This window comes from Nocardioides korecus, from assembly GCF_054778395.1.
Genome location: NZ_BAAGZO010000008.1, coordinates 151,724 through 170,704 on the forward strand (window position 1 = coordinate 151,724; position 18,981 = coordinate 170,704).

Consider the following 18,981-nt stretch of genomic DNA (forward strand, 5'->3'; position numbering starts at 1 on the left):
GTCAGGCGCGACGCAGGTTGCGCAGGACGTACTGCATGATCCCGCCGTTGCGGTAGTAGTTCGCCTCACCGGGGGTGTCGATGCGCACGACGGCGTCGAACTCGACGTCGCCGGCCGTGACCTTGACCGTCTTCGGCGTGGTGCCGTCGTTGAGCGCGGTGACGCCGGAGAAGGAGAACTCCTCCTCGCCGGTCAGGCCCAGCGACTCCGCCGTCTGGCCCTCGGGGAACTGCAGGGGCAGGACGCCCATCCCGATCAGGTTGGAGCGGTGGATGCGCTCGTAGGACTCCGCGATCACGGCCTTGACGCCCAGGAGCGCGGTGCCCTTGGCCGCCCAGTCGCGGGAGGAACCGGAGCCGTACTCCTTGCCCGCGAGCACCACCAGCGGGGTGCCGGCGGCCAGGTACTTCTCGCTGGCCTCGAACACCGTGGTGACGTCGCCCTCGCCGGAGAAGTCGCGGGTGAAGCCGCCCTCGGTGCCCGGCGCCAGCTGGTTGCGCAGCCGGATGTTGGCGAAGGTGCCCCGGATCATCACCTCGTGGTTGCCGCGGCGCGACCCGTAGGAGTTGAAGTCGCGGTTGGCCACGCCGTGCTCGGCGAGGTACTTCCCGGCGGGGCTGTCCTTCTTGATCGCGCCGGCCGGGCTGATGTGGTCGGTGGTGACCGAGTCGCCCAGCTTGAGCAGCACGCGGGCGCCGGTGATGTCCTCCACCGGGGCCGGCTCGTCGGGCATGCCGTCGAAGTACGGGGGCTTGCGCACGTACGTCGACTCCGGGTCCCAGGCGAAGGTGTCGCCCTCGGGGGTGGGCAGCGAGCGCCACTGCTCGTCGCCGGCGAAGACGTCGGCGTAGTCGCTGGAGAACATCTCCGAGGTGATCGCACCCGCGATGACCTCCTCGACCTCGGAGGCCGAGGGCCAGATGTCCTTCATGAAGACGTCGTTGCCGTCCTCGTCCTGGCCCAGCGGGTCGTGGAAGAGGTCGACGTCCATCGAGCCGGCCAGCGCGTAGGCGACCACCAGGGGCGGGGAGGCCAGGTAGTTCATCTTCACGTCGGGGTTGATCCGACCCTCGAAGTTGCGGTTGCCCGACAGCACCGAGACGACCGCGAGGTCGCCGTCGTTGACGGCCTGGCTGACCTCGGGGATGAGCGGCCCGGAGTTGCCGATGCAGGTCGTGCAGCCGTAGCCGACGAGGTTGAACCCGAGCTTGTCGAGGTACGGCGTGAGCTGGGCCTTCTCGTAGTAGTCCGAGACGACCTTCGAGCCCGGCGCCAGGGTCGTCTTGACCCACGGCTTGGTGGTGAGGCCCTTCTCGACCGCGTTCTTGGCGAGCAGCGCCGCGCCGATCATGACGCTCGGGTTGGAGGTGTTGGTGCACGAGGTGATCGCCGCGATGGCGACCGCGCCGTGGTCCAGCTCGAACTCGGTGCCGTCGTCGAGGGTGACGCGCTGCTTGTTCGACGTACGCCCCCCGCCGTCGCCGGCCGGGTGGTTGCGCCAGTCGTCGGGCGTGCCCTCGCCGTTGCCACCCTCGGAGATCGAGGGGGCGTCGCTGGAGGGGAAGGACTCGTCGGAGGCCTCGTCGACCTTGGACTTCACGCCGTCGTCGTCGGAGCCTTCGGCGTAGTCGGCCAGGGCGGTGCGGAAGGCCTCCTTGGCCTCGGACAGGGAGACCCGGTCCTGGGGCCGCTTGGGGCCGGCCAGCGAGGGCACGACCGTGGCGAGGTCCAGCTCGAGCTTCTCGGAGAAGCGGGGCTCGGCCTCGGGGTCGTGCCAGAGGCCCTGCTCCTTGGCGTAGGCCTCGACCAGGGCGATCTGGTCGGCGTCGCGACCGGTGAGCTCGAGGTACTTGGTGGTCTCCTCGTCGATCGGGAAGACCGCGATCGTGGAGCCGAACTCCGGGCTCATGTTGCCGATCGTGGCGCGGTTGGCCAGCGGCAGCGCGGACACGCCGGGGCCGTAGAACTCCACGAACTTCCCGACCACGCCGTGCTGGCGCAGCATCTCGGTGATGGTCAGCACCAGGTCGGTGGCGGTCGCGCCCTCGGAGAGGTCGCCGTTGAGCTTGAAGCCGACCACGCGCGGGATCAGCATGGAGACCGGCTGGCCGAGCATGGCCGCCTCGGCCTCGATGCCGCCGACGCCCCAGCCGACCACGCCGATGCCGTTGACCATCGTGGTGTGGGAGTCGGTGCCGACGCAGGTGTCGGGGTAGGCCACGACGGCGCCGTCGGCGCCCTCGCGGGTGAAGACCACGCGGGCCAGGTGCTCGATGTTGACCTGGTGGACGATGCCGGTGCCCGGGGGGACGACCTTGAAGTCGTCGAACGCGCCCTGGCCCCAGCGCAGGAACTGGTAGCGCTCGCGGTTGCGCTCGTACTCGATCTCGACGTTGCGCTCGAAGGCCTCGGGCGTGCCGAAGACGTCGGCGATGACGGAGTGGTCGATGACCATCTCGGCGGGCGCGAGCGGGTTGATCTTCGACGGGTCGCCGCCGAGGTCGCTCATCGCCTCACGCATGGTGGCGAGGTCCACGACGCACGGGACGCCGGTGAAGTCCTGCATGATCACGCGGGCCGGGGTGAACTGGATCTCCTGGCTGGGGTCCGCGTCGGCGTCCCACCCGGCGATCGCCTTGATGTCGTCGGCGGTGATGTCCGCGCCGTCCTCGGTGCGCAGCAGGTTCTCCAGCAGCACCTTGAGGCTGAAGGGCAGCGAGGCGACGTCGAGACCCTCGCCCTCGACCGCGCTGAGGCGGTGGATCTCGTAGGACTTCCCGTTCACCTCCAACGTGCCCTTGGCACCGAAGCTGTCCTGTCGATCTCCTGGGCTCGCCATGGTTCTCCTCGAAGTCTGCGCAGTGGGGTGGTGCGGGGGTCGGCGGGAACGGTCCCGGCCGACGGTCCGGTCAGAGTGTCCCGGTTCATCTTGCCCGCGTCCCGGCAACGCTGGGAAGGGAGGGCACCGGGGTCTGACGCCCGAACTATCTTGATGTCAAGATACCACGCTGTTCCCGTGCTGTCGGTGGGTCGTCGGTGCGGATGGCTACGGTGTCGCCATGCGATACCGATCCCTGGGCGCCAGTGGCTGCGCCGTGTCCGAGCTCTGCCTGGGCACGATGACCTTCGGCAACGAGACCGACGAGGAGGGCGCCCACGCCCAGCTCGACGCGTTCGTGGAGGCCGGCGGCACGCTGGTCGACACCGCCGACGTCTACACCCACGGGGTGTCGGAGGAGATCATCGGCCGCTGGTTCGCGAGCCGGCCCGCCGACGTCACCGCGCCGGTCGTCCTGGCCACCAAGGGCCGGTTCCCGCTCGGGTCGGCGTACGACGGGCCCGAGGGCGGCGGACCCAACGCCGGCGGCGCCTCCTCGCGCCACCTGACCCGCGCGCTGGACGCCTCGCTGCGCCGACTGGGGATGGACTCCGTCGACCTCTACCAGGTGCACTCCTGGGACCCGTGGACGCCGCTGGAGGAGACCCTGCGCACGCTCGACGGCTTCGTCCGGTCGGGGAAGATCCGCTACTACGGCCTGTCCAACTACACCGGGTGGCAGCTGACCAAGGCCGTGCACGTCGCGCGCCAGCTCGGGCTCGCCCAGCCGGTGACCCTGCAGCCGCAGTACAGCCTGATCGTGCGCGAGGTCGAGTGGGAGATCGTCCCGGCCGTCGTCGACGCCGGCATGGGGATGCTCCCGTGGAGCCCGCTGGGCGGCGGCTGGCTGAGCGGCAAGTACGTCCGCGACCAGCGCCCCACCGGCGCCACCCGCCTCGGCGACGACCCGGGTCGTGGCATGGAGGCCTGGGACCGGCGCGGCACCGACCGCACCTGGAACATCATCGAGGCCGTCCAGCAGGTCGCCGAGGGCCACGGCTGCTCGATGGCCCAGGCCGCCCTGGCCTGGGTGACCAACCAGCCCGGCGTCACCTCGACCATCCTCGGCGCCCGCACCCTGGAGCAGCTGCAGGACAACCTCGGCTCGACCGAGGTCTCCCTCACCGTCGAGGACCTCACCCGCCTCGACGCCGCCAGCGACCTCGGCGCCACCGACTACCCCTACGGCTCGATGGGCCTCGAGCAGCGCGACCGCACCCTCTCGGGCCAGTAGGACCTCCCCCGGGGGCGGTCCCGCACGCCGGCAGGCGAGGGGCGTCCCGCGCCACGCCGAGTGGGGCATCCCGGCACGCCGTACCCCGCCCACCGGGGCATCTCAGCACGGCGTACGCCGCCGACCGGGGGATCCCAGCACGCCCTACGACGCCGACCGGGGGCTCCAGACGTGCGGTGATCCCCCGGTCGGCGCGACCAGGCGTGCAGTGATCCCCCGGTGGGCGGGGTGGGGTCAGCCCTGGGCGAGCTCGGCGACGTCCTGCCACTGCTCCCAGGTGGCCAGGCGGGACTCGTAGTCGGCCTTGGCGATGCCCAGGGGGCCGGAGCCGAAGAAGACGCGCAGGGGCGGCTCGTCGGCGTCGACGACCTTCATCAGCGCCTGGGCCGAGGCGACCGGGTCACCCGGGGCGGCGTTGCGCTGGCCGCGGGCCTCCATGACCTGCTCCAGCACCCCGTCGTACGCCGACAGCTGGTCCGACCGCTTCGAGGACGGACCGCTCCAGTCGGTGGAGAACCCGCCGGGCTCGATGAGCGTGACGTGGATGCCGAACGACGCGACCTCCTGGGCCAGCGCCTGGGAGAAGCCCTCGAGCGCCCACTTCGAGGCGTGGTAGGCCCCCACCAGCGGGAACGCCGAGATGCCGCCGATCGAGGACACCTGGAGGATGTGCCCGCGACCCTGGGCGCGCATGAACGGCAGCGCCGCCTGGGTGATCCACATGGCGCCGAAGACGTTGGTCTCCATCTGGTCGCGCAAGTCCTGCTCGCTGAGCTCCTCGACGAACCCGAAGTGCCCGTAGCCGGCGTTGTTGACCACGACGTCGAGCCGCCCGAAGTGGCCGGCGGCCTGCTGCACGGCGGCGAAGTCGGCCGCGCGGTCGGTGACGTCGAGCTGCAGCGGCAGCAGCGCGTCGCCGTACTTCTCGACCAGGTCGTCGAGGGAGGAGGTGTCGCGGGCGGTCGCCGCGACCCGGTCGCCGCGCTCCAGCGCCGCGATGGTCCACTCGCGGCCGAAGCCGCGCGAGGCGCCGGTGATGAACCAGGTGCGCCCGTCGGCGAAGTCCTGGGAGGGTGCCGTGCTCGTCGTGTCGGTCATGCCCACGACCGTAGGACCTGGAGTGCACTCCAGGTCAAAACGCCCTCAGCGCAGCCGGGCCAGCGCCTGCTCGTGCACCGCGGGCGCCGAGCCCATCCCGGCGGTCGAGCCGGGCCCGTAGACGACCAGCTCGTCGAAGCCGAGGTCACCGGCACGCTCCGCGGCCGCGACGTACGCCGAGGGGCTGGTCGCCGGCTGCACCCGTCCGAAGCCGAGCAGCAACGAGCGGCGCAGCGAGCCGGGCGCGCGCCCCGCCTCGGAGAGCAGCGCGTCGACGCGGGAGGACTGCTCGCCCAGCAGCGCCCAGAACTCCTCGTCCTCGAACGTGGTCGAACCCGGGCCGCCGTAGGTGTTCCACCCGTCGCCGTGCTCGACGACCAGGCGCAGGGCCCGCGGACCGTGCCCGGCCAGCAGCAGGAACGGGTCGGCGGCACCGGCCGGCCGCGGCAGGGTCTCGAGCCCGGCGAAGGAGGTGTGCTCGCCCTGCCACGCGGTCTCCCCCGCCAGCACCGCGCGGTAGCCCGCGACCAGGTCGGCGAACCGGTCGGCCATCTCGCGCGGGGTGGGCCGCTCGCCCCGGTCGGCCTCCGCGCACAGCGGTGACCCGGCCCCGAGGCCCAGCACCAGCCGGCCGTCGGCGACGTCCTGGACGGTCATCGCGGCCCGGGCCAGCTCGACCGGGGTGTGCAGCGTGGCCGACGCGACCAGCGTCCCGACCTCGATGCGCTCGGTGGCCGCCGCGGCGGCGGTGAGCGTGGCCACCCCGTGGGAGAGCCACTGCCCCGGCGCCGTGGGGTGGGTCAGGTGGTCGTAGGTGTACGCCGCGTCGTAGCCGACGTCCTCGGCCCAGCGGTACCACCCGCGCTGCTCGCTCCAGGGGCCCGTCGGCGGGATCACCACGCCCAGCCGTGTGACCGTCATGACCGGCGCCCTGCTGTCGTCCTCACGACCCCAGGAAAGCACGGCTCGACGGGTGCGACGGCACGGCAGGTGCACGGATCCCCCGCTCGCCGCCCGCGGGCGTGCGCGGAGTCCCCTCTCGGCACCCCCTGGCGTGCGCGGAGTCCCCTCTCGGCGCCGCCTGGCGTGCGCGGAATCCCCTCTCGGCACCCCCTGGCGTGCGCGGAGTCCCCTCTCGCGGAGGACCCTCGCGGAGTCCCCCCTCGGCGTCAGGCGGGGACGAGGAGGGCGACCGACTCGACGTGCTGGGTCATCGGGAAGAGGTCGAAGGAGCGCAAGGAGGCGAGCCGGTAGCCCTGCTCGGCGAAGTAGGCCACGTCGCGGGCCAGGGCGGCGGGGTCGCAGGCGACGTAGGCGACCGCGCGGGGCGAGAGCGCCGCGACCTGGCGCACGACCTGCCGCTTGGCGCCGACGCGCGGCGGGTCGAGGACCACGAGGTCGACCCCGTCGGTCCCCACGCCCGGCAGGCCGCGGTGCAGCACCCGGTCGACCCGGCCGGCCACCGAGCGCGTCCAGGTCAGGTCGGCCAGGTTGTGCTCGGAGAGCGCGGAAGCGGTGCGGTCGCCCTCGACGGCCAGCACCGAACCCGATCGACCGACGGCCTCGCCGAGGAAGGCCGCGAACAGCCCGACGCCGGCGTACAGGTCGACCACGGACTCCCCCGCCGCCGGGGCGAGGACCTCCAGGACCGCCTCCACCAGGACGCGCGGGGCGTCGACGTGCGGCTGCCAGAACCCGTCGCCGGCCACCTCGAAGCTCCGCGTCCCGTGGGCGGTGGTGACCACCTCGGTCACCGTCCCGGGGGCGGGCTGGCGGGCGTCGGGGGCGGCGATCAGGCAGTCCTCGACCGCGACGACGTCGTGGGAGCGGTGCACCCGCAGGCCGTGCTGGTCGTCGGGCAGGGCGACGTACTGCATCCGGGAGCGCCAGCGGAGGCCGTCGGAGTCGGACCCCACGGCCTCGACCTCGACGTCGTGGTCCAGGCCGGCCAGGCGCGCGAGCTGCTCGCGCACGACCGCGGCCTTCAGCCGGCGCTGCTCGGCCGGGTCGACGTGCTGGAAGTCGCAGCCGCCGCACGCGCCGGGGCCGGCGTACGGGCACGGCGGCTCGACGCGGGCCGGCGACGCCCGCAGCACCTCGACGGCGTCGGCGCGCAGGAACTTCCCGCTGTCCTCGGTCACCTCGACCACCACGCGCTCACCCGGCAGGGCGTGCCGCACGAAGACGACCTGGCCCTCGTGCCGGGCCACGAAGTGGCCGCCGTGGGCCACGGCCCCGACCTCGACCTCGAGGCGGTCCCCCACCGGCGAGTCGGGGTCGGCCGCGGCGTCGTCGGCGTCCAGGGGGCCCGCGGGTCCCTCGACCGGGTCAGCGTCGCCGGGTCCGGCGTCGTTGCTGCGCGTGCTCATCAGGACCTCGTCCGACCGCGGCGCACGTCGCCGGGGCGCAGCCTTTGCAGGTCCCAGTCCTCGCGGTCCTGGCCGAGCTCGGCACCGCGCAGCTGGTAGGGCACCGAGGTGACCATCACGCCGGGGGTGAACAGCAGCCGCCCCTTGAGGCGCAAGGCGGTCTGGTTGTGCAGGATCTGCTGCCACCAGCGGCCCACGACGTACTCCGGGATGTAGACCGCGACGACGCCGCGAGGGTTCGACTCGCGGATCTCCACGGCGTACTGCACGATCGGGCGGATCACCTCGCGGTAGGGCGAGTACAGCATCTTCAGGGGTACGTCGATCCGCTGCGCGTCCCACTGGTCCACGAGCTTGTTGGTGCGCCCGCCGTCGACGTCGACGAACACCGCCTCGAGGATGTTGGGACGGGTCGCCTTGGCGTAGGCCAGCGCCCGCATCGTCGGCTTGTGGAGCTTGGAGACCAGCACGATCGCGTGCACGCGCGTGGGCAGGATCGGGTCGCTGTCGGTCATCTGGAGCTCCTGCTCCACCCGGTCGTAGTGCTTGCGGATCGAGCGCAGCAGCACGAAGAACACGATCATCGCCAGGATCGCGATCCAGGCGCCGGCCAGGAACTTGGTCAGCAGCACGACCACGAACACCGAGGCGGTCATCGCCAGCCCGAAGCTGTTGATCAGGCGCGAGCGGAACATCCGGCGCCGCTCGGCCGGGTCCTTCTCGGCCTTGAGCAGGCGCGTCCAGTGCCGGATCATCCCGAGCTGGCTGAGGTTGAAGGAGACGAAGACGCCGACGATGTAGAGCTGGATCAGCTTGGTGGTCTCGGCGTTGAAGGCCACGATCAGCACCATCGCGAAGCCGGCCAGGATCAGGATGCCGTTGGAGTAGGCCAGCCGGTCGCCGCGCGAGCCCAGCTGGCGGGGGGCGAAGCCGTCCTTGGCCAGGATCGAGCCGAGCACCGGGAAGCCGTTGAAGGCGGTGTTCGCGGCCAGGATCAGGATGATGCCGGTGGTGGCCACCAGGAAGTAGAAGCCGGGCGGGAAGTCGCTGAACACGGCCCGGGCGATCTGGGCGATCACGGTGTGCTGGTCGAAGCCGCGGACGTCGGACATCTTGGTGCCGTCGGGCCGGGTCAGGCGGTCGAGGTCGTTGGGGTCGACGTACTTCAGCCCCATCGTGCGCGCCAGGATGATGATGCTGAGCATCATCGTGATCGCGATCGCGCCCAGCAGGAACAGCGTGGTCGCGGCGTTCTTGCTCTTGGGCTTGCGGAAGGCCGGCACGCCGTTGGAGATGGCCTCGACCCCGGTCAGCGCCGCACACCCCGAGGAGAACGCCCGGGCCAGCAGGAAGATCATCGCGGCCTGGGAGATCTGGCCGCCGTACCCGGGGGCGGGGTGGATGGTCAGGCTGGCGCTCTCCACGTTCGGCAGCGTGCCCTGGGCCGCGCGGATCCCGCCGTAGACCGCCATCCCGATGACCCCGGCCATGAAGCCGTAGGTCGGCACCGCGAAGAAGGCGCCCGACTCGCGCACGCCGCGCAGGTTCATCGCCGCCAGCACCACCACGAGCACGCAGGCGACCAGCGCCTCGTGCCCGGACAGCAGCGGGATGGCCGAGGCGGCGTTCTGCACGCCGGAGGACACCGAGACCGCGACGGTCAGGACGTAGTCGACCAGCAGCGCCGCGGCGACCGTGACGCCGGCGGTCTGCCCCAGGTTGACGCTGGCGACCTCGTAGTCGCCGCCGCCGCTGGGGTAGGCGTGCACGTTCTGGCGGTACGACGCGACCACGGTGAGCATGACGACCGCGACGGCGATGGCGATCTTCCAGCTGAAGGCGTACGCCGAGACGCCGGCCACCGAGAGCATGATGAACACCTCGTCGGGGGCGTAGGCCACCGAGGAGAGCGCGTCGCTGGCGAAGACCGGGAGGGCGATCCGCTTGGGCAGCAGCGTCTCGCCCAGCTGGGAGCTGCGCAGCTTGCGACCCAGCAGGATCCTCTTGGAGACATTTCCGACGCCCACACCCGCGAGGCTAGAGCACCCGCACCCCCCGGGGAGCCGCACCCACTACTGTGACCTGCGTGCACGTCGTGATCATGGGCTGCGGCCGCGTCGGCTCGACGCTCGCCCGCTCCCTCGAGGACCGGAACCACACCGTCAGCGTCATCGACTCCAACCCCGACGCCTTCCGCCGCCTCGGCCCGTCCTTCAACGGCACGAAGGTGACCGGCTACGGGTTCGACCAGGCGGTGCTGGCCGAGGCCGGCATCGAGCGGGCCGACGCGTTCGCCGCGGTCAGCAGCGGTGACAACTCCAACATCATCGCGGCGCGGGTGGCCCGGGAGAGCTTCGGCATCCAGCAGGTCGTGGCCCGGATCTACGACCCCGGCCGCGCCGAGGTCTACCAGCGCCTGGGCATCACCACGGTCGCGACGGTGAAGTGGACGGCCGACCAGGTGCTGCGCCGGATCCTCCCGGCCGGGGCCGAGCCCGACTTCCGCGACCCGTCAGGCACCATCCGCGTGGACCAGATCCGGGTCCCCGAGCCCTGGATCGCCGGGCGCACGATCCACTTCCAGGAGCAGTCCGGCAGCCGGATCGCCTGGATCGACCGCCTCGGCGAGGGCATGCTGCCCACCCGCGACACCGTCCTCCAGGAGGGGGACGTCCTGCACCTCGTCATGCGCGAGGAGAACGCCAGCCGCGTCTACGACGTGCTCACGAGAGGTCCGGAGGCCGACTGATGCGCGTCGCCATCGCAGGAGCAGGGGCCGTGGGTCGCTCGATCGCCCGCGAGCTGATCGGCAACGGGCACGACGTGCTCCTCATCGACAAGGAGCCCCGCTCCATCAAGCCCGACCGCGTCCCCGACGCCGAGTGGCTGCTGGCCGACTCCTGCGAGCTGTCCTCGCTGGAGGAGGCGCGGCTCCAGGACTGCGACGTCGTGATCGCGGCGACCGGTGACGACAAGGCCAACCTGGTCACCTCGTTGCTGGCCAAGACCGAGTTCGGGGTGCCCCGAACCGTCGGCCGGGTGAACCACCCCAACAACGAGTGGCTCTTCACCGAGGCCTGGGGCGTCGACGTCAACGTCTCCACCCCGCGGATCATGTCCGCGCTGGTCGAGGAGGCCGTCACCGTCGGCGACCTGGTCCGCCTGTTCACCTTCCGCCAGGGCGGTGCCAACCTGGTGGAGATGACGCTGCCGGCTGACTCGCCGTACGTCGGGACGCCCTCGGGGCTGATCCCCTTCCCCGACAACTGCGCGCTGGTCACGATCCTGCGCGACGGCCAGGTCTACGTGCCCGACGCCGAGCAGCCCGTGGAGGCCGGCGACGAGCTCCTGCTGGTCGTCCCGGCCGAGGTCGAGGACCAGCTCGAGCGCCTGCTGGCCCCCGAGGAGCACAAGGCCGCCGGCGCCTGAGGCGGTCGGGGGCCGGTCCGGGAGCCGGGCCGGCCCCCCGCACGCTCAGGCGTGGGCGTGCGGGTCCTCGTGGTGGCTCAGGTCGGGCTCGGGCTCGCCGGCCGCCAGCGGGGTGGCGCCTCGGGTCAGCACCCACACCATCGAGGCGAGCACGGCGACCTGGAGCGGCCAGCCCATCACCAGCTTGGCCACCCCCAGCGTCGCCACGGCCGAGTCGGTGGACCACCAGCCGTTGCGGCCGGCCAGGTAGACCGGGCCCTGCACCAGCACCCGCAGCACGCACGGCAGCGCCAGCAGCCAGGTCAGCTTGCTGCACAGCCGGACCACGTGGCGGTCGGCGTGCCAGGCGACCGGGTCGCCGGCGACGCTGCCGACGATGAACCCCACGACCGGCCAGCGCACCAGGATCGTCAGCACCATGACCACGCCGTAGACCAGGTTGTAGAGCAGCCCGGGCAGGAAGTAGGCCAGCGCCTGCTCCCCCGCGTCACCGCCGCCCCGGGCCGCACGCCAGGCGAACAGCGCCCCGATGCCGATCCCGACCAGGGCGTTGAGCACGAACTGCGGCGAGGACCGCTGCACCAGGCGCACGACGAGCAGCACCGCGGCCACCCCGACGCTGACGGTGATCGCCAGCCGCAGGTCGTGCACGGTGAGGAACAGGATCGTGAAGACGATGGTGGGGACGGCCGCCTCGAGCATGCCGCGCACGCCGCCCAGGGCCTGGGACAGCTGCTGGCGGACCACCTGCTCGACGGTGTGCGTCGTGGGCGGTCCGGCCGCGGGGGTGGGAGCGGCGGCCCCGTCGGCGCTCATGCGCTGGTGGGGCGCAGCGAGTAGCGGGGGTTGTACATCACGCGGGCGTCGTCCTGGAGGCCCGTGCGGCCCTCGACGCGCACGACCGTGCCCGGCGCGATGCCGGCGATGCGGCGGCGCCCCAGCCAGACCAGGTTGATCGAGCCGGTGCCGTCGTACAGCTCGGCCTCCAGGGCGGGCACGCCGCCACGGGGCCGCAGGCTGACGGTGCGCAGGGTGCCCTGGACGATGATCCGCTCGCGGTCGGCGACGTCACCGATGCACACCAGGCCGGCCTTGCGGGTGTCCTTGCGCAGCTCGCGGGCCTCGACGCGGTCCTGGTTGGCCCAGCGGCTGATCGAGGTGCGCAGGCGGCTCTTGTGCTCGGACGACATGCACCCAGCGTAGTCAGGTGCGTCGGCCGCCCGGTGCGGCCGCCGGTGACCGGCCGCGGATCAGTCGACGCGCCGGGCCTCGGGGGGCAGCGTGAGCGGCAGCGGGCTGCCCGGGGCCATCGCGCCACCGCCGCGACGCACGACGGTCTGGCGGATCATCGCCTCCCACAACCCGGCCGACGCCGGGTCGACGGCGGGCTGGCCCATCAGGGTGGCGCGCAGCAGCCAGTTGCGGCCCTCGTGGGCCACCACCCGGTGGGCCTGGGTGACGACCTCGCCCTCGGGGGTCTGCACGGGGACCATGCACAGGAGCTCGGGCCCGAAGCTGCCCTCCTGCTCGGTGGACTCACCGCCCATCTGGCCGATCTCCTCGACGATCATCGGGCGCAGCTCGTCCCAGGCGCCGCCGCCGCGGGAGGCCGCGAAGGCGCGCAGCTCGAGGGCACCCTGGTCGGCGACCAGCACGGCCGCGATCACCTCGCCGGTCTCCTCCTCGACCTGGAGCCGCAGCTCGACCTCGCCCAGCGGGGTGACGAACATGCTGCCGAGGTCGACGCCCTCCCACTCCTCGAGGTCGACCTCGGAGACGTCCCAGGGACCCAGGGGGGCGTCGGCGCCGTCGAGGTCGTCCGACAGGGACGGGTCCGCGGAGGCGTCGGTCTGGTCGGCGGCGTCGGTGGACTTGCGGCGGAACCTCACGGCGTGGGGCCTCCTGTGGGGTGCGGTGATGACGGGTCGACGGCGAAGCCGCCGGTCGAACCGTAGCCCCCGGCGCCGCGCTCGGAGTCGGGCAGGTCGTCGGCCTCCACGAACTCGGCGGTCTCGAAGCGCTGCACCACCAGCTGGGCGATCCGGTCGCCGCGGCGCACCGTGAACGGCTCGTGCCGGTCGGTGTTGACCAGGCAGACCCGCACCTCGCCGCGGTAGCCCGCGTCGACGGTGCCCGGCGCGTTGACGATCGAGATGCCGTGCCGGGCCGCCAGGCCGGAGCGCGGGTGCACCAGGGCGACGTACCCCTCGGGCAGCGCCAGCGCCAGCCCGGTCGGGACCAGGGCGCGCCCGCCGGGCGCGAGCACGACGTCGACGGCGGCGTGCAGGTCGGCGCCGGCGTCGCCGGGGTGGGCGTACGCCGGGAGCGGGAGGCCGGGATCGAGGCGCCGGATCTGGATCTGGACCATGGTCGGCGACCCTACCGGCGCGCGGCGACCCGACGGGTGACAGGCTGGTGCCGTGCCGCCGACCGAGCCGGGCGACTCCCCCGCCACCTACCGCGAGCGCCTCACCGTCCCGCTGCGCTGGTGGGTGCAGACCACCATGCTGCTCGCGACGCTGTGGCTGGCCTTCGTGGTGGCCATGCCGGTCTGGGCGGCGTCGCTGGCCGCCGGGGCCTTGCTCGCGGGCGCGTTCGGCCTGTTCCTGTGGGTCGGGAGCGCGACCGTGGCCGTCGTCGACGGCGAGCTGCGGGCCGGCCGCGCCCGGATCCCGGCGCGGCTGGTGGGACCGGCCGAGCCCCTGGACGCCGAGGGCACCCGCCGGGTGCACGGGGTCGAGGCCGACGCCCGCGCCTTCCTGCTGACCCGTCCCTACCTCAAGCGGTCGGTGCGGGTGCCCGTGCTCGACCCGGCCGACCCCACGCCGTACTGGCTGGTCTCGACGCGCCGGCCGCAGCGGCTGGCCGACGCCCTGGCCCGGGCCGGCTCCGCGGGCGCCGGTTCTGACTAGGGTGGTCGGGGTACGGGTCCCCGGGCGCGGTCGCTCCGACCCCGCCGCCACAGGCCCGTAGCCCCACCTCGAAAGGCAGGACATGGCCAAGAAGAAGAAGGACAGCTCGAAGGTCTGGTCGATCTTCTCGCTCGCCGCGGCGATCGGCGGTGCCACCGTGGCCCGCAAGTCGCTCACCACCGGGTGGCAGAAGGCGACCGGGAAGAACCCCCCGGCCAACCCCGCCGACCCCGACGTGGACTTCTGGGAGGCCGTGATGTGGGCCGCCGTCAGCGGCACCGTCGTGCAGCTCGCGCGGATGCTCGCCACCCGTCGCGCCGCGCACTACTACGCGCGCTCGACCGGCCACCTGCCCCCCGGCCTGCAGAAGGACGACCAGGACGCGAAGAAGTCCAAGACGCCCACCCAGTAGGCGGGTGCGGTCCGGGCCACCCCGGACCCGGCCGAGAACGCAGCAGGGCCGCTCCCCCGAGGGGGTGCGGCCCTGATGCTTCGCCGGTGAGGCGTGCGACGTGGGTCAGACGCAGTCGCGGCAGATCATCTTCTTCTCGTCGGCCAGCTGGCTGCGGTGGTGCACGAGGAAGCAGCTCATGCAGGTGAACTCGTCCATCTGCTTGGGCTTGACCTCGACGGACAGCTCCTCGTGCGACAGGTCGGCGCCGGGGAGCTCGAACGACTCGGCGGCCTCGGCCTCGTCCTCGTCGACCTTCCCGGAGTTCTTGTCGTGCCGACGCGCCTTCAGCTCCTCGAGGCTGTCCTCGTTCTGCTCTTCCTCGGTCTTGCGCGGTGCGTCGTAGTCGGTTGCCATGTGCGTTTCTCCTGCTTCCAAGTCCCGTGCTGCCGGGTCTGCGGCCCGGTTCGCCCGGACCTCGTGGTCCGGTTCGAGCCCCGATGCTCGTGGGTGTGACGCTTCGCGTGACGGGCGCATTGTGCACCAGTCCCGCTGGAACTGCACACCCGCACCCTGCCGGAGCGGCCCGCTGACTGCGGACGCCACGTGAACGTACGGGCCCGGACCCTTGTTCCCGCTCGGGAGTCCTCGCCCACGGGTGTGTCCGCGCTCACGTCCCGGACCCCGGCTCGCGCTGCTCCCGGGACGACGCAGGGGTGACGCAGGGGTGTCGCCGGGGTGTCCCGGCCGGGCCCTCAGGGTGTCTCGTCGGCGAACCCGCAGTCGCGCACGAGGTCGGCGAACCCGGCGAAGCCGTCCGCCGCGGCGGCCACGACCAGGTCCCGGCCGGCCGTGGTGGTCCAGACCTCGACCCGGGCCCCGGCCTCCCGGGCGACCAGGGCGCCGGCGGCGTGGTCCCACAGCTGGGGCCCGGCCTCGACGTACGCGTCCAGGGTGCCGGTGGCGACGCCGCAGAGGTCCAGCGCGCACCCGCCCAGCCGGCGCACGTCGCGGACGCGGGGCAGCAGCTGCGCGAGCGCCGCCGCCTGCTCGGCGCGTCGGCGGGCCTCGTAGCTGAACCCGGTGGCCACCAGGGACCGGTCGAGCGGGGGCGCACCGCGCTCGGTCAGGCTGCGCTCGCCCCGGCGGTCACGGCAGCGGGCCCCGCCGCCGAGGACCGCGGAGTACTCCTCCTCCAGCGGCGGGCAGAGCACGACCCCGGCCACCACGACCCCGTCGCGCTCGGCGGCGATCGAGACCGACCAGTGCGGGAGGCCGTAGAGGTAGTTCACGGTGCCGTCGATGGGGTCGACCACCCAGCGCACGCCGGTGGTGCCGGCGACGTCGTCACCCTCCTCCCCCAGGACCGCGTCGTCGGGCCGGGCCTCGCGCAGGCGCCGGCGCACCAGCTCCTCGCTGGCCCGGTCGGCGGCGGTGACGACGTCGACCGGGCTGCTCTTCGTGGCCGCCACCTCGACGCCCTCGGTGCGCAGCCGGGTGACCAGCTCGCCGGCCTCGCGCGCGATCGAGCGCGCGAGCTCGAGCAGGGCCCGGTCCTCGGCGCTCGAGCCCGGCTCGGCGTCGACGTCGGGCACCTCAGTCGCTCCCGCAGATGGCGGGGCGCGGTCCGCGCAGGTTGGCGCAGCACCCGGCCGGGCAGACGTCCCACGACGGCGCCGAGCCGGTGACGGCGCGCTCGACCTCCTCGTCGCGCTCGACGGCCGCGCGCTCCAGCACCAGGTCGCGCACCATGGCCACGAAGCGGGGGTCGACCCCGGCCGTGGCGGCCCGGGCGAACGGCAGCCCGATCTCCTCCGCGGTCTCGCGTGCCTCGGTGTCGAGGTCGTAGATGACCTCCATGTGGTCGGAGACGAAGCCGATCGGGACCACGACGGCGCCGGGCACCCCGGCCGCGTGACGCGCGCGCAGGTGGTCGTTGACGTCGGGCTCGAGCCACGGGACGTGCGGCGGCCCCGAGCGGCTGCAGAAGACGAGGTCGTGGGCGTAGCGGTGGCCGGTGCGCTCGCGGACCCGCTCGACGACCTCGGCGGCGACCAGCCGGTGCTGGGCGACGTAGGCCCCGCCGTCGGGTCCGCTCGCGTCGTCCATCGCCACCGGGATCGAGTGCGTCACGAAGACCAGCTCGCCGTCGTGGCGCGCGTCCTCGGGCAGGTCGGCCAGCGCCGCCAGGGTCGCGTCGACCATCGCCTCCACGAAGCCGGGGTGGTTGAAGTAGTGCCGCAGCTTGTCGATGCGGGGGGCGCCGGGGACCTCGGCGAGCGCGGCGGCGAGGTCCTCGCGGTACTGCCGGCAGCCGCTGTAGGAGGAGTAGGCGCTGGTCACCAGGGCGACCGCCCGCCCGATGCCGTCGTCCTCCATCTGCTGGAGGGCGTCGCGCAGGTAGGGGTCCCAGTTGCGGTTGCCCCAGTAGATCGGCAGGTCGATGCCGGAGGCGTCCAGGTCGGCCCGGATCGCCGCGATCAGGGCGCGGTTCTGGTCGTTGATCGGGCTGCGCCCGCCGAAGCCGTAGTAGTGCTCCCCCACCTGCTCCAGCCGGGCGTCGGGGATGTCCTTGCCGGCGGTCACGTTGCGCAGGAACGGCACCACGTCCTCGGGCTTCTCCGGGCCGCCGAAGGAGACGAGCAGCAGGGCGTCGTAGGGACGGACGTCGGTGGTCGGCGAGCCACCGGCCGGGGCGTCGAGGGGTCCGGTGGTGGACGGGGTCGAGGACAGCGAGGACATGGGGCACAGCCTAGGCACCGGGGGTCGAGGCGGCCCTCTCGCTCCGTAGGGTGGGTCGGTGCTCAGCCCCTACCGCCGGGTGCTCTCCACCCCGGGGGGCCTCGGCTTCTCCCTCGCCGGCCTGGTCGCGCGGATGCCGATGTCGATGATGACGCTCGGGATCGTGCTGCTGGTCAGCCGCACCAGCGGCTCCTACGCGGTCGCCGGCCAAGTCTCCGCGGCGTACGTCGTGGGCAACGCCGCCTCCGCCGTGGTGCACGGCCGCCTCGCGGACCGCTTCGGCCAGCGACCGGTGCTGCTGGGCGGCGCGCTGGTCCACGCCGTGGGGACGGTGGCCCTGCTGGTCGCGGTGACCCGGGACGCCGCGCTCCCCTGGGCGCTGCTCACGGCGGCCGTGGCCGGGATCGGGCAGCCGCAGGTCGGCGCCATGGTCCGGGCCCGGTGGGCCCACCTGCTCGCCGACCCGGGCGACCGGCACACCGCCTTCAGCCTCGAGGGGGTGCTCGACGAGGTCGTCTTCGTCACCGGGCCGACCCTGGTGACGTTCGTGGCCACGGCCGCGGCGCCGCCGACCGGGCTGGTCCTGGCCGTCGTGCTGGGGACGGTGGGCACCGTCGCCCTGGCGCTGCAGCGCCGCAGCGCACCACCGGCCGCACCGGCCGGACGGGCGCGGGGCCGGGGTCGCCTGCCCCTGGGGCTGCTGGCCGTGCTCGGCGTCGCCTTCCTGGCCCTGGGGGCGCTCTTCGGGGCCCTGGAGGTCGCCACCGTGGCCGTGGCCCAGGAGCAGGAGCACCCCGCCTTCGCCGGGGTGATGCTGGCGACGTTCTCCGCCGGCAGCCTGGTCGCCGGCGTGGTCTCCGGGGCGGCCACGATCCGCCGCCACCCCCTGGTGCGGGCCCGTCTCGGGCTGGTGCTGCTGGCGCTGGGCACCCTGCCGCTGCCGTTCCTGCCCGGGCTGGGCTGGCGCGCCGTGGTGCTGACCCTGGTCGGCCTGACCCTGGCCCCGACGCTGGTGGCGCTGTTCTCCCTGGTCGAGCAGTCGGTGCCGGCGGGCCGCCTGACCGAGGCGATCGGGCTGGTCGGCACCGGGGTGGCCGGCGGCATCGCCCCCGGGGCCTGGGCCGCCGGCGCGGTGGCCGACGGGCCGGGCGGCGGCGGCTCGGCGTACGCCGTGTGCATCGTCGCCGCGGTCGTCGCCGCCGTCACCGCCCTGCTCGTGCGCCGCCCCGCCCCCGTGGCCTGACCCCGGCCTCGCGCTCAGACGCTCGCGGAGCCGCTCGGGAGGGGCGCCTGCCACCCGCGGCGCACCGCCAGCATCCGCAGCACGAAGCAGGCCGCGACACCCGGGAGGCTGACCGCGACCTCGTCGAACCCCCAGCGCGTGGCGAGCACCGCCCAGGTGGCGCCCAGCACGGCCGGGGTCGCGTAGAGCTCGCTGGCGAAGATCACCGGCACCCGGCCCGCCAGCAGGTCGCGCGCGATGCCGCCGCCGACGCCGGTGACCATGCCCATCAGCGCCGCCGGCACCGGGCCGAGCCCGAAGTCGAGGGCCTTGAGCGCCCCGGTCACGCAGAACAGCCCGAGCCCGGCGGCGTCGAGCACCGTCACCGCCCGCTCGAAGCGGTTCAGCGCCGGGTGGAGGTAGAAGGTGAGCACACCGGCCACCACCGGCACGGTGAGGTAGCGCCAGTCGGCCAGCGCGGCGGGCGGCGTGGCGCCGATCAGCACGTCGCGCAGGAAGCCGCCGCCCAGCCCGGTCGTGCCGGCCAGCACGAGCACCCCGAAGACGTCGAGCCGCTTGCGCACCGCGACTAGCGCACCGGTGACCGAGAAGACGAAGATGCCGGCCAGGTCCAGGACCAGCAGCAGCACGCTCGAGGACCCCATGGGCGCAGCGTAGGACCTCGCAGGCCGCTCGCCCGCGAGGT

19 protein-coding genes are annotated in these 18,981 nt (G+C 73.3%); 6 read left to right on the forward strand and 13 right to left on the reverse strand.

Features of this window, described 5'->3' with window-relative positions; genetic code table 11:
• Position 1: 1 nt before the first annotated feature.
• Complete coding sequence (locus ACYVDA_RS16675) at positions 2–2,839, reverse strand: aconitate hydratase (RefSeq protein WP_460819567.1); 2,838 nt, start codon at positions 2,837–2,839, stop codon at positions 2–4.
• A 220-nt stretch (positions 2,840–3,059) separates the two neighbouring features.
• Between ACYVDA_RS16675 and ACYVDA_RS16680 the strand changes: the two genes are divergently transcribed.
• Positions 3,060–4,112, forward strand: coding sequence for an aldo/keto reductase (locus tag ACYVDA_RS16680; RefSeq protein ID WP_460819568.1), 1,053 nt, complete (start codon positions 3,060–3,062; stop codon positions 4,110–4,112).
• Positions 4,113–4,346: 234 nt separating this feature from the next.
• On the opposite strand, the gene ACYVDA_RS16685 is transcribed toward ACYVDA_RS16680, so the two are convergent.
• The 4 genes from ACYVDA_RS16685 to ACYVDA_RS16700 all read right to left on the reverse strand — a co-directional run bounded on the left by ACYVDA_RS16685 (position 4,347) and on the right by ACYVDA_RS16700 (position 9,606).
• Positions 4,347–5,210, reverse strand: coding sequence for an SDR family oxidoreductase (locus ACYVDA_RS16685; RefSeq protein WP_460819569.1), 864 nt, complete (start codon positions 5,208–5,210; stop codon positions 4,347–4,349).
• A 45-nt stretch (positions 5,211–5,255) separates the two neighbouring features.
• The gene (locus tag ACYVDA_RS16690; RefSeq protein WP_460819570.1) at positions 5,256–6,131 is read right to left on the reverse strand and encodes an LLM class flavin-dependent oxidoreductase; all 876 of its coding nucleotides are present in this window, start codon (positions 6,129–6,131) and stop codon (positions 5,256–5,258) included.
• A gap of 248 nt (positions 6,132–6,379) precedes the next feature.
• Positions 6,380–7,579: a class I SAM-dependent RNA methyltransferase gene (locus tag ACYVDA_RS16695; RefSeq protein ID WP_460819571.1), complete on the reverse strand. Its 1,200-nt coding sequence runs from the start codon at positions 7,577–7,579 to the stop codon at positions 6,380–6,382.
• On the reverse strand, positions 7,579–9,606 hold the full coding sequence (locus ACYVDA_RS16700; RefSeq protein ID WP_460819572.1) for an APC family permease: 2,028 nt from the start codon (positions 9,604–9,606) through the stop codon (positions 7,579–7,581). The genes ACYVDA_RS16695 and ACYVDA_RS16700 overlap by 1 nt, the downstream gene beginning before the upstream one ends.
• Before the next feature lie 74 nt (positions 9,607–9,680).
• On the opposite strand from ACYVDA_RS16700, the gene ACYVDA_RS16705 reads away from it, so the two are divergent.
• Together ACYVDA_RS16705 and ACYVDA_RS16710 are read left to right on the forward strand one after the other, a co-directional pair.
• Positions 9,681–10,328: a potassium channel family protein gene (locus tag ACYVDA_RS16705; RefSeq protein ID WP_460819618.1), complete on the forward strand. Its 648-nt coding sequence runs from the start codon at positions 9,681–9,683 to the stop codon at positions 10,326–10,328.
• On the forward strand, positions 10,328–11,008 hold the full coding sequence (locus tag ACYVDA_RS16710; protein WP_460819573.1) for a potassium channel family protein: 681 nt from the start codon (positions 10,328–10,330) through the stop codon (positions 11,006–11,008). The genes ACYVDA_RS16705 and ACYVDA_RS16710 overlap by 1 nt, the downstream gene beginning before the upstream one ends.
• A gap of 45 nt (positions 11,009–11,053) precedes the next feature.
• Here ACYVDA_RS16710 and ACYVDA_RS16715 read toward each other — a convergent pair whose 3' ends face one another.
• From ACYVDA_RS16715 to dut, 4 genes are read right to left on the reverse strand one after another with little or no spacing between them, the layout of a single operon-like run.
• Positions 11,054–11,824: a DUF3159 domain-containing protein gene (locus ACYVDA_RS16715; RefSeq protein ID WP_460819574.1), complete on the reverse strand. Its 771-nt coding sequence runs from the start codon at positions 11,822–11,824 to the stop codon at positions 11,054–11,056.
• The gene (locus tag ACYVDA_RS16720; protein ID WP_460819575.1) at positions 11,821–12,198 is read right to left on the reverse strand and encodes an OB-fold nucleic acid binding domain-containing protein; all 378 of its coding nucleotides are present in this window, start codon (positions 12,196–12,198) and stop codon (positions 11,821–11,823) included. Before ACYVDA_RS16720 ends, ACYVDA_RS16715 begins: the two co-directional genes overlap by 4 nt.
• Before the next feature lie 60 nt (positions 12,199–12,258).
• Entirely contained in the window at positions 12,259–12,897 is a 639-nt protein-coding gene (locus ACYVDA_RS16725) for a DUF3710 domain-containing protein (protein ID WP_460819576.1), read from the reverse strand.
• Positions 12,894–13,376, reverse strand: coding sequence for a dUTP diphosphatase (gene dut, locus ACYVDA_RS16730; RefSeq protein WP_460819577.1), 483 nt, complete (start codon positions 13,374–13,376; stop codon positions 12,894–12,896). The genes ACYVDA_RS16725 and dut overlap by 4 nt, the downstream gene beginning before the upstream one ends.
• Positions 13,377–13,428: 52 nt before the next feature.
• Here dut and ACYVDA_RS16735 point away from each other — a divergent pair, with 52 nt between their 5' ends.
• The gene (locus ACYVDA_RS16735) at positions 13,429–13,920 is read left to right on the forward strand and encodes a DUF3093 domain-containing protein (RefSeq protein WP_460819578.1); all 492 of its coding nucleotides are present in this window, start codon (positions 13,429–13,431) and stop codon (positions 13,918–13,920) included.
• An 82-nt stretch (positions 13,921–14,002) separates the two neighbouring features.
• A complete protein-coding gene (locus ACYVDA_RS16740) occupies positions 14,003–14,332 on the forward strand; it encodes a DUF4235 domain-containing protein (protein ID WP_460819579.1) in 330 nt (109 codons plus the stop codon).
• Positions 14,333–14,437: 105 nt separating this feature from the next.
• Here the strand turns inward: ACYVDA_RS16740 and ACYVDA_RS16745 are convergent, their stop codons facing one another.
• The 3 genes from ACYVDA_RS16745 to ACYVDA_RS16755 all read right to left on the reverse strand — a co-directional run bounded on the left by ACYVDA_RS16745 (position 14,438) and on the right by ACYVDA_RS16755 (position 17,053).
• Positions 14,438–14,728 (reverse strand): DUF4193 domain-containing protein, encoded by a 291-nt coding sequence (locus ACYVDA_RS16745; RefSeq protein ID WP_460819580.1) that lies wholly within the window; start codon positions 14,726–14,728, stop codon positions 14,438–14,440.
• Between the two features lie 338 nt (positions 14,729–15,066).
• On the reverse strand, positions 15,067–15,906 hold the full coding sequence (locus ACYVDA_RS16750) for an inositol monophosphatase family protein (RefSeq protein WP_460819581.1): 840 nt from the start codon (positions 15,904–15,906) through the stop codon (positions 15,067–15,069).
• A 1-nt stretch (position 15,907) separates the two neighbouring features.
• Positions 15,908–17,053 carry a ferrochelatase gene (locus ACYVDA_RS16755; protein ID WP_460819582.1) on the reverse strand — a complete coding sequence of 382 codons (1,146 nt, stop codon included), beginning with the start codon at positions 17,051–17,053 and terminating at the stop codon, positions 15,908–15,910.
• 58 nt (positions 17,054–17,111) lie between these two features.
• Here ACYVDA_RS16755 and ACYVDA_RS16760 point away from each other — a divergent pair, with 58 nt between their 5' ends.
• The gene (locus tag ACYVDA_RS16760) at positions 17,112–18,296 is read left to right on the forward strand and encodes an MFS transporter (protein ID WP_460819583.1); all 1,185 of its coding nucleotides are present in this window, start codon (positions 17,112–17,114) and stop codon (positions 18,294–18,296) included.
• Between the two features lie 14 nt (positions 18,297–18,310).
• Here the strand turns inward: ACYVDA_RS16760 and ACYVDA_RS16765 are convergent, their stop codons facing one another.
• Positions 18,311–18,940 (reverse strand): trimeric intracellular cation channel family protein, encoded by a 630-nt coding sequence (locus ACYVDA_RS16765; protein ID WP_460819584.1) that lies wholly within the window; start codon positions 18,938–18,940, stop codon positions 18,311–18,313.
• Between the last annotated feature and the right edge of the window lie 41 nt (positions 18,941–18,981).

Coding starts and splice junctions, on each gene's coding strand:
- ACYVDA_RS16705 (WP_460819618.1), top strand. CDS start 9,681: ATGGGCTGCGGCCGCGTCGGCTCGACGCTCGCCCGCTCCCTCGAGGAC.
- dut (WP_460819577.1), bottom strand. CDS start 13,376: ATGGTCCAGATCCAGATCCGGCGCCTCGATCCCGGCCTCCCGCTCCCG.
- ACYVDA_RS16765 (WP_460819584.1), bottom strand. CDS start 18,940: ATGGGGTCCTCGAGCGTGCTGCTGCTGGTCCTGGACCTGGCCGGCATC.
- ACYVDA_RS16755 (WP_460819582.1), bottom strand. CDS start 17,053: ATGTCCTCGCTGTCCTCGACCCCGTCCACCACCGGACCCCTCGACGCC.
- ACYVDA_RS16745 (WP_460819580.1), bottom strand. CDS start 14,728: ATGGCAACCGACTACGACGCACCGCGCAAGACCGAGGAAGAGCAGAAC.
- ACYVDA_RS16740 (WP_460819579.1), top strand. CDS start 14,003: ATGGCCAAGAAGAAGAAGGACAGCTCGAAGGTCTGGTCGATCTTCTCG.
- ACYVDA_RS16720 (WP_460819575.1), bottom strand. CDS start 12,198: ATGTCGTCCGAGCACAAGAGCCGCCTGCGCACCTCGATCAGCCGCTGG.
- ACYVDA_RS16680 (WP_460819568.1), top strand. CDS start 3,060: ATGCGATACCGATCCCTGGGCGCCAGTGGCTGCGCCGTGTCCGAGCTC.
- ACYVDA_RS16685 (WP_460819569.1), bottom strand. CDS start 5,210: ATGACCGACACGACGAGCACGGCACCCTCCCAGGACTTCGCCGACGGG.
- ACYVDA_RS16695 (WP_460819571.1), bottom strand. CDS start 7,579: ATGAGCACGCGCAGCAACGACGCCGGACCCGGCGACGCTGACCCGGTC.
- ACYVDA_RS16710 (WP_460819573.1), top strand. CDS start 10,328: ATGCGCGTCGCCATCGCAGGAGCAGGGGCCGTGGGTCGCTCGATCGCC.
- ACYVDA_RS16715 (WP_460819574.1), bottom strand. CDS start 11,824: ATGAGCGCCGACGGGGCCGCCGCTCCCACCCCCGCGGCCGGACCGCCC.
- ACYVDA_RS16690 (WP_460819570.1), bottom strand. CDS start 6,131: ATGACGGTCACACGGCTGGGCGTGGTGATCCCGCCGACGGGCCCCTGG.
- ACYVDA_RS16675 (WP_460819567.1), bottom strand. CDS start 2,839: ATGGCGAGCCCAGGAGATCGACAGGACAGCTTCGGTGCCAAGGGCACG.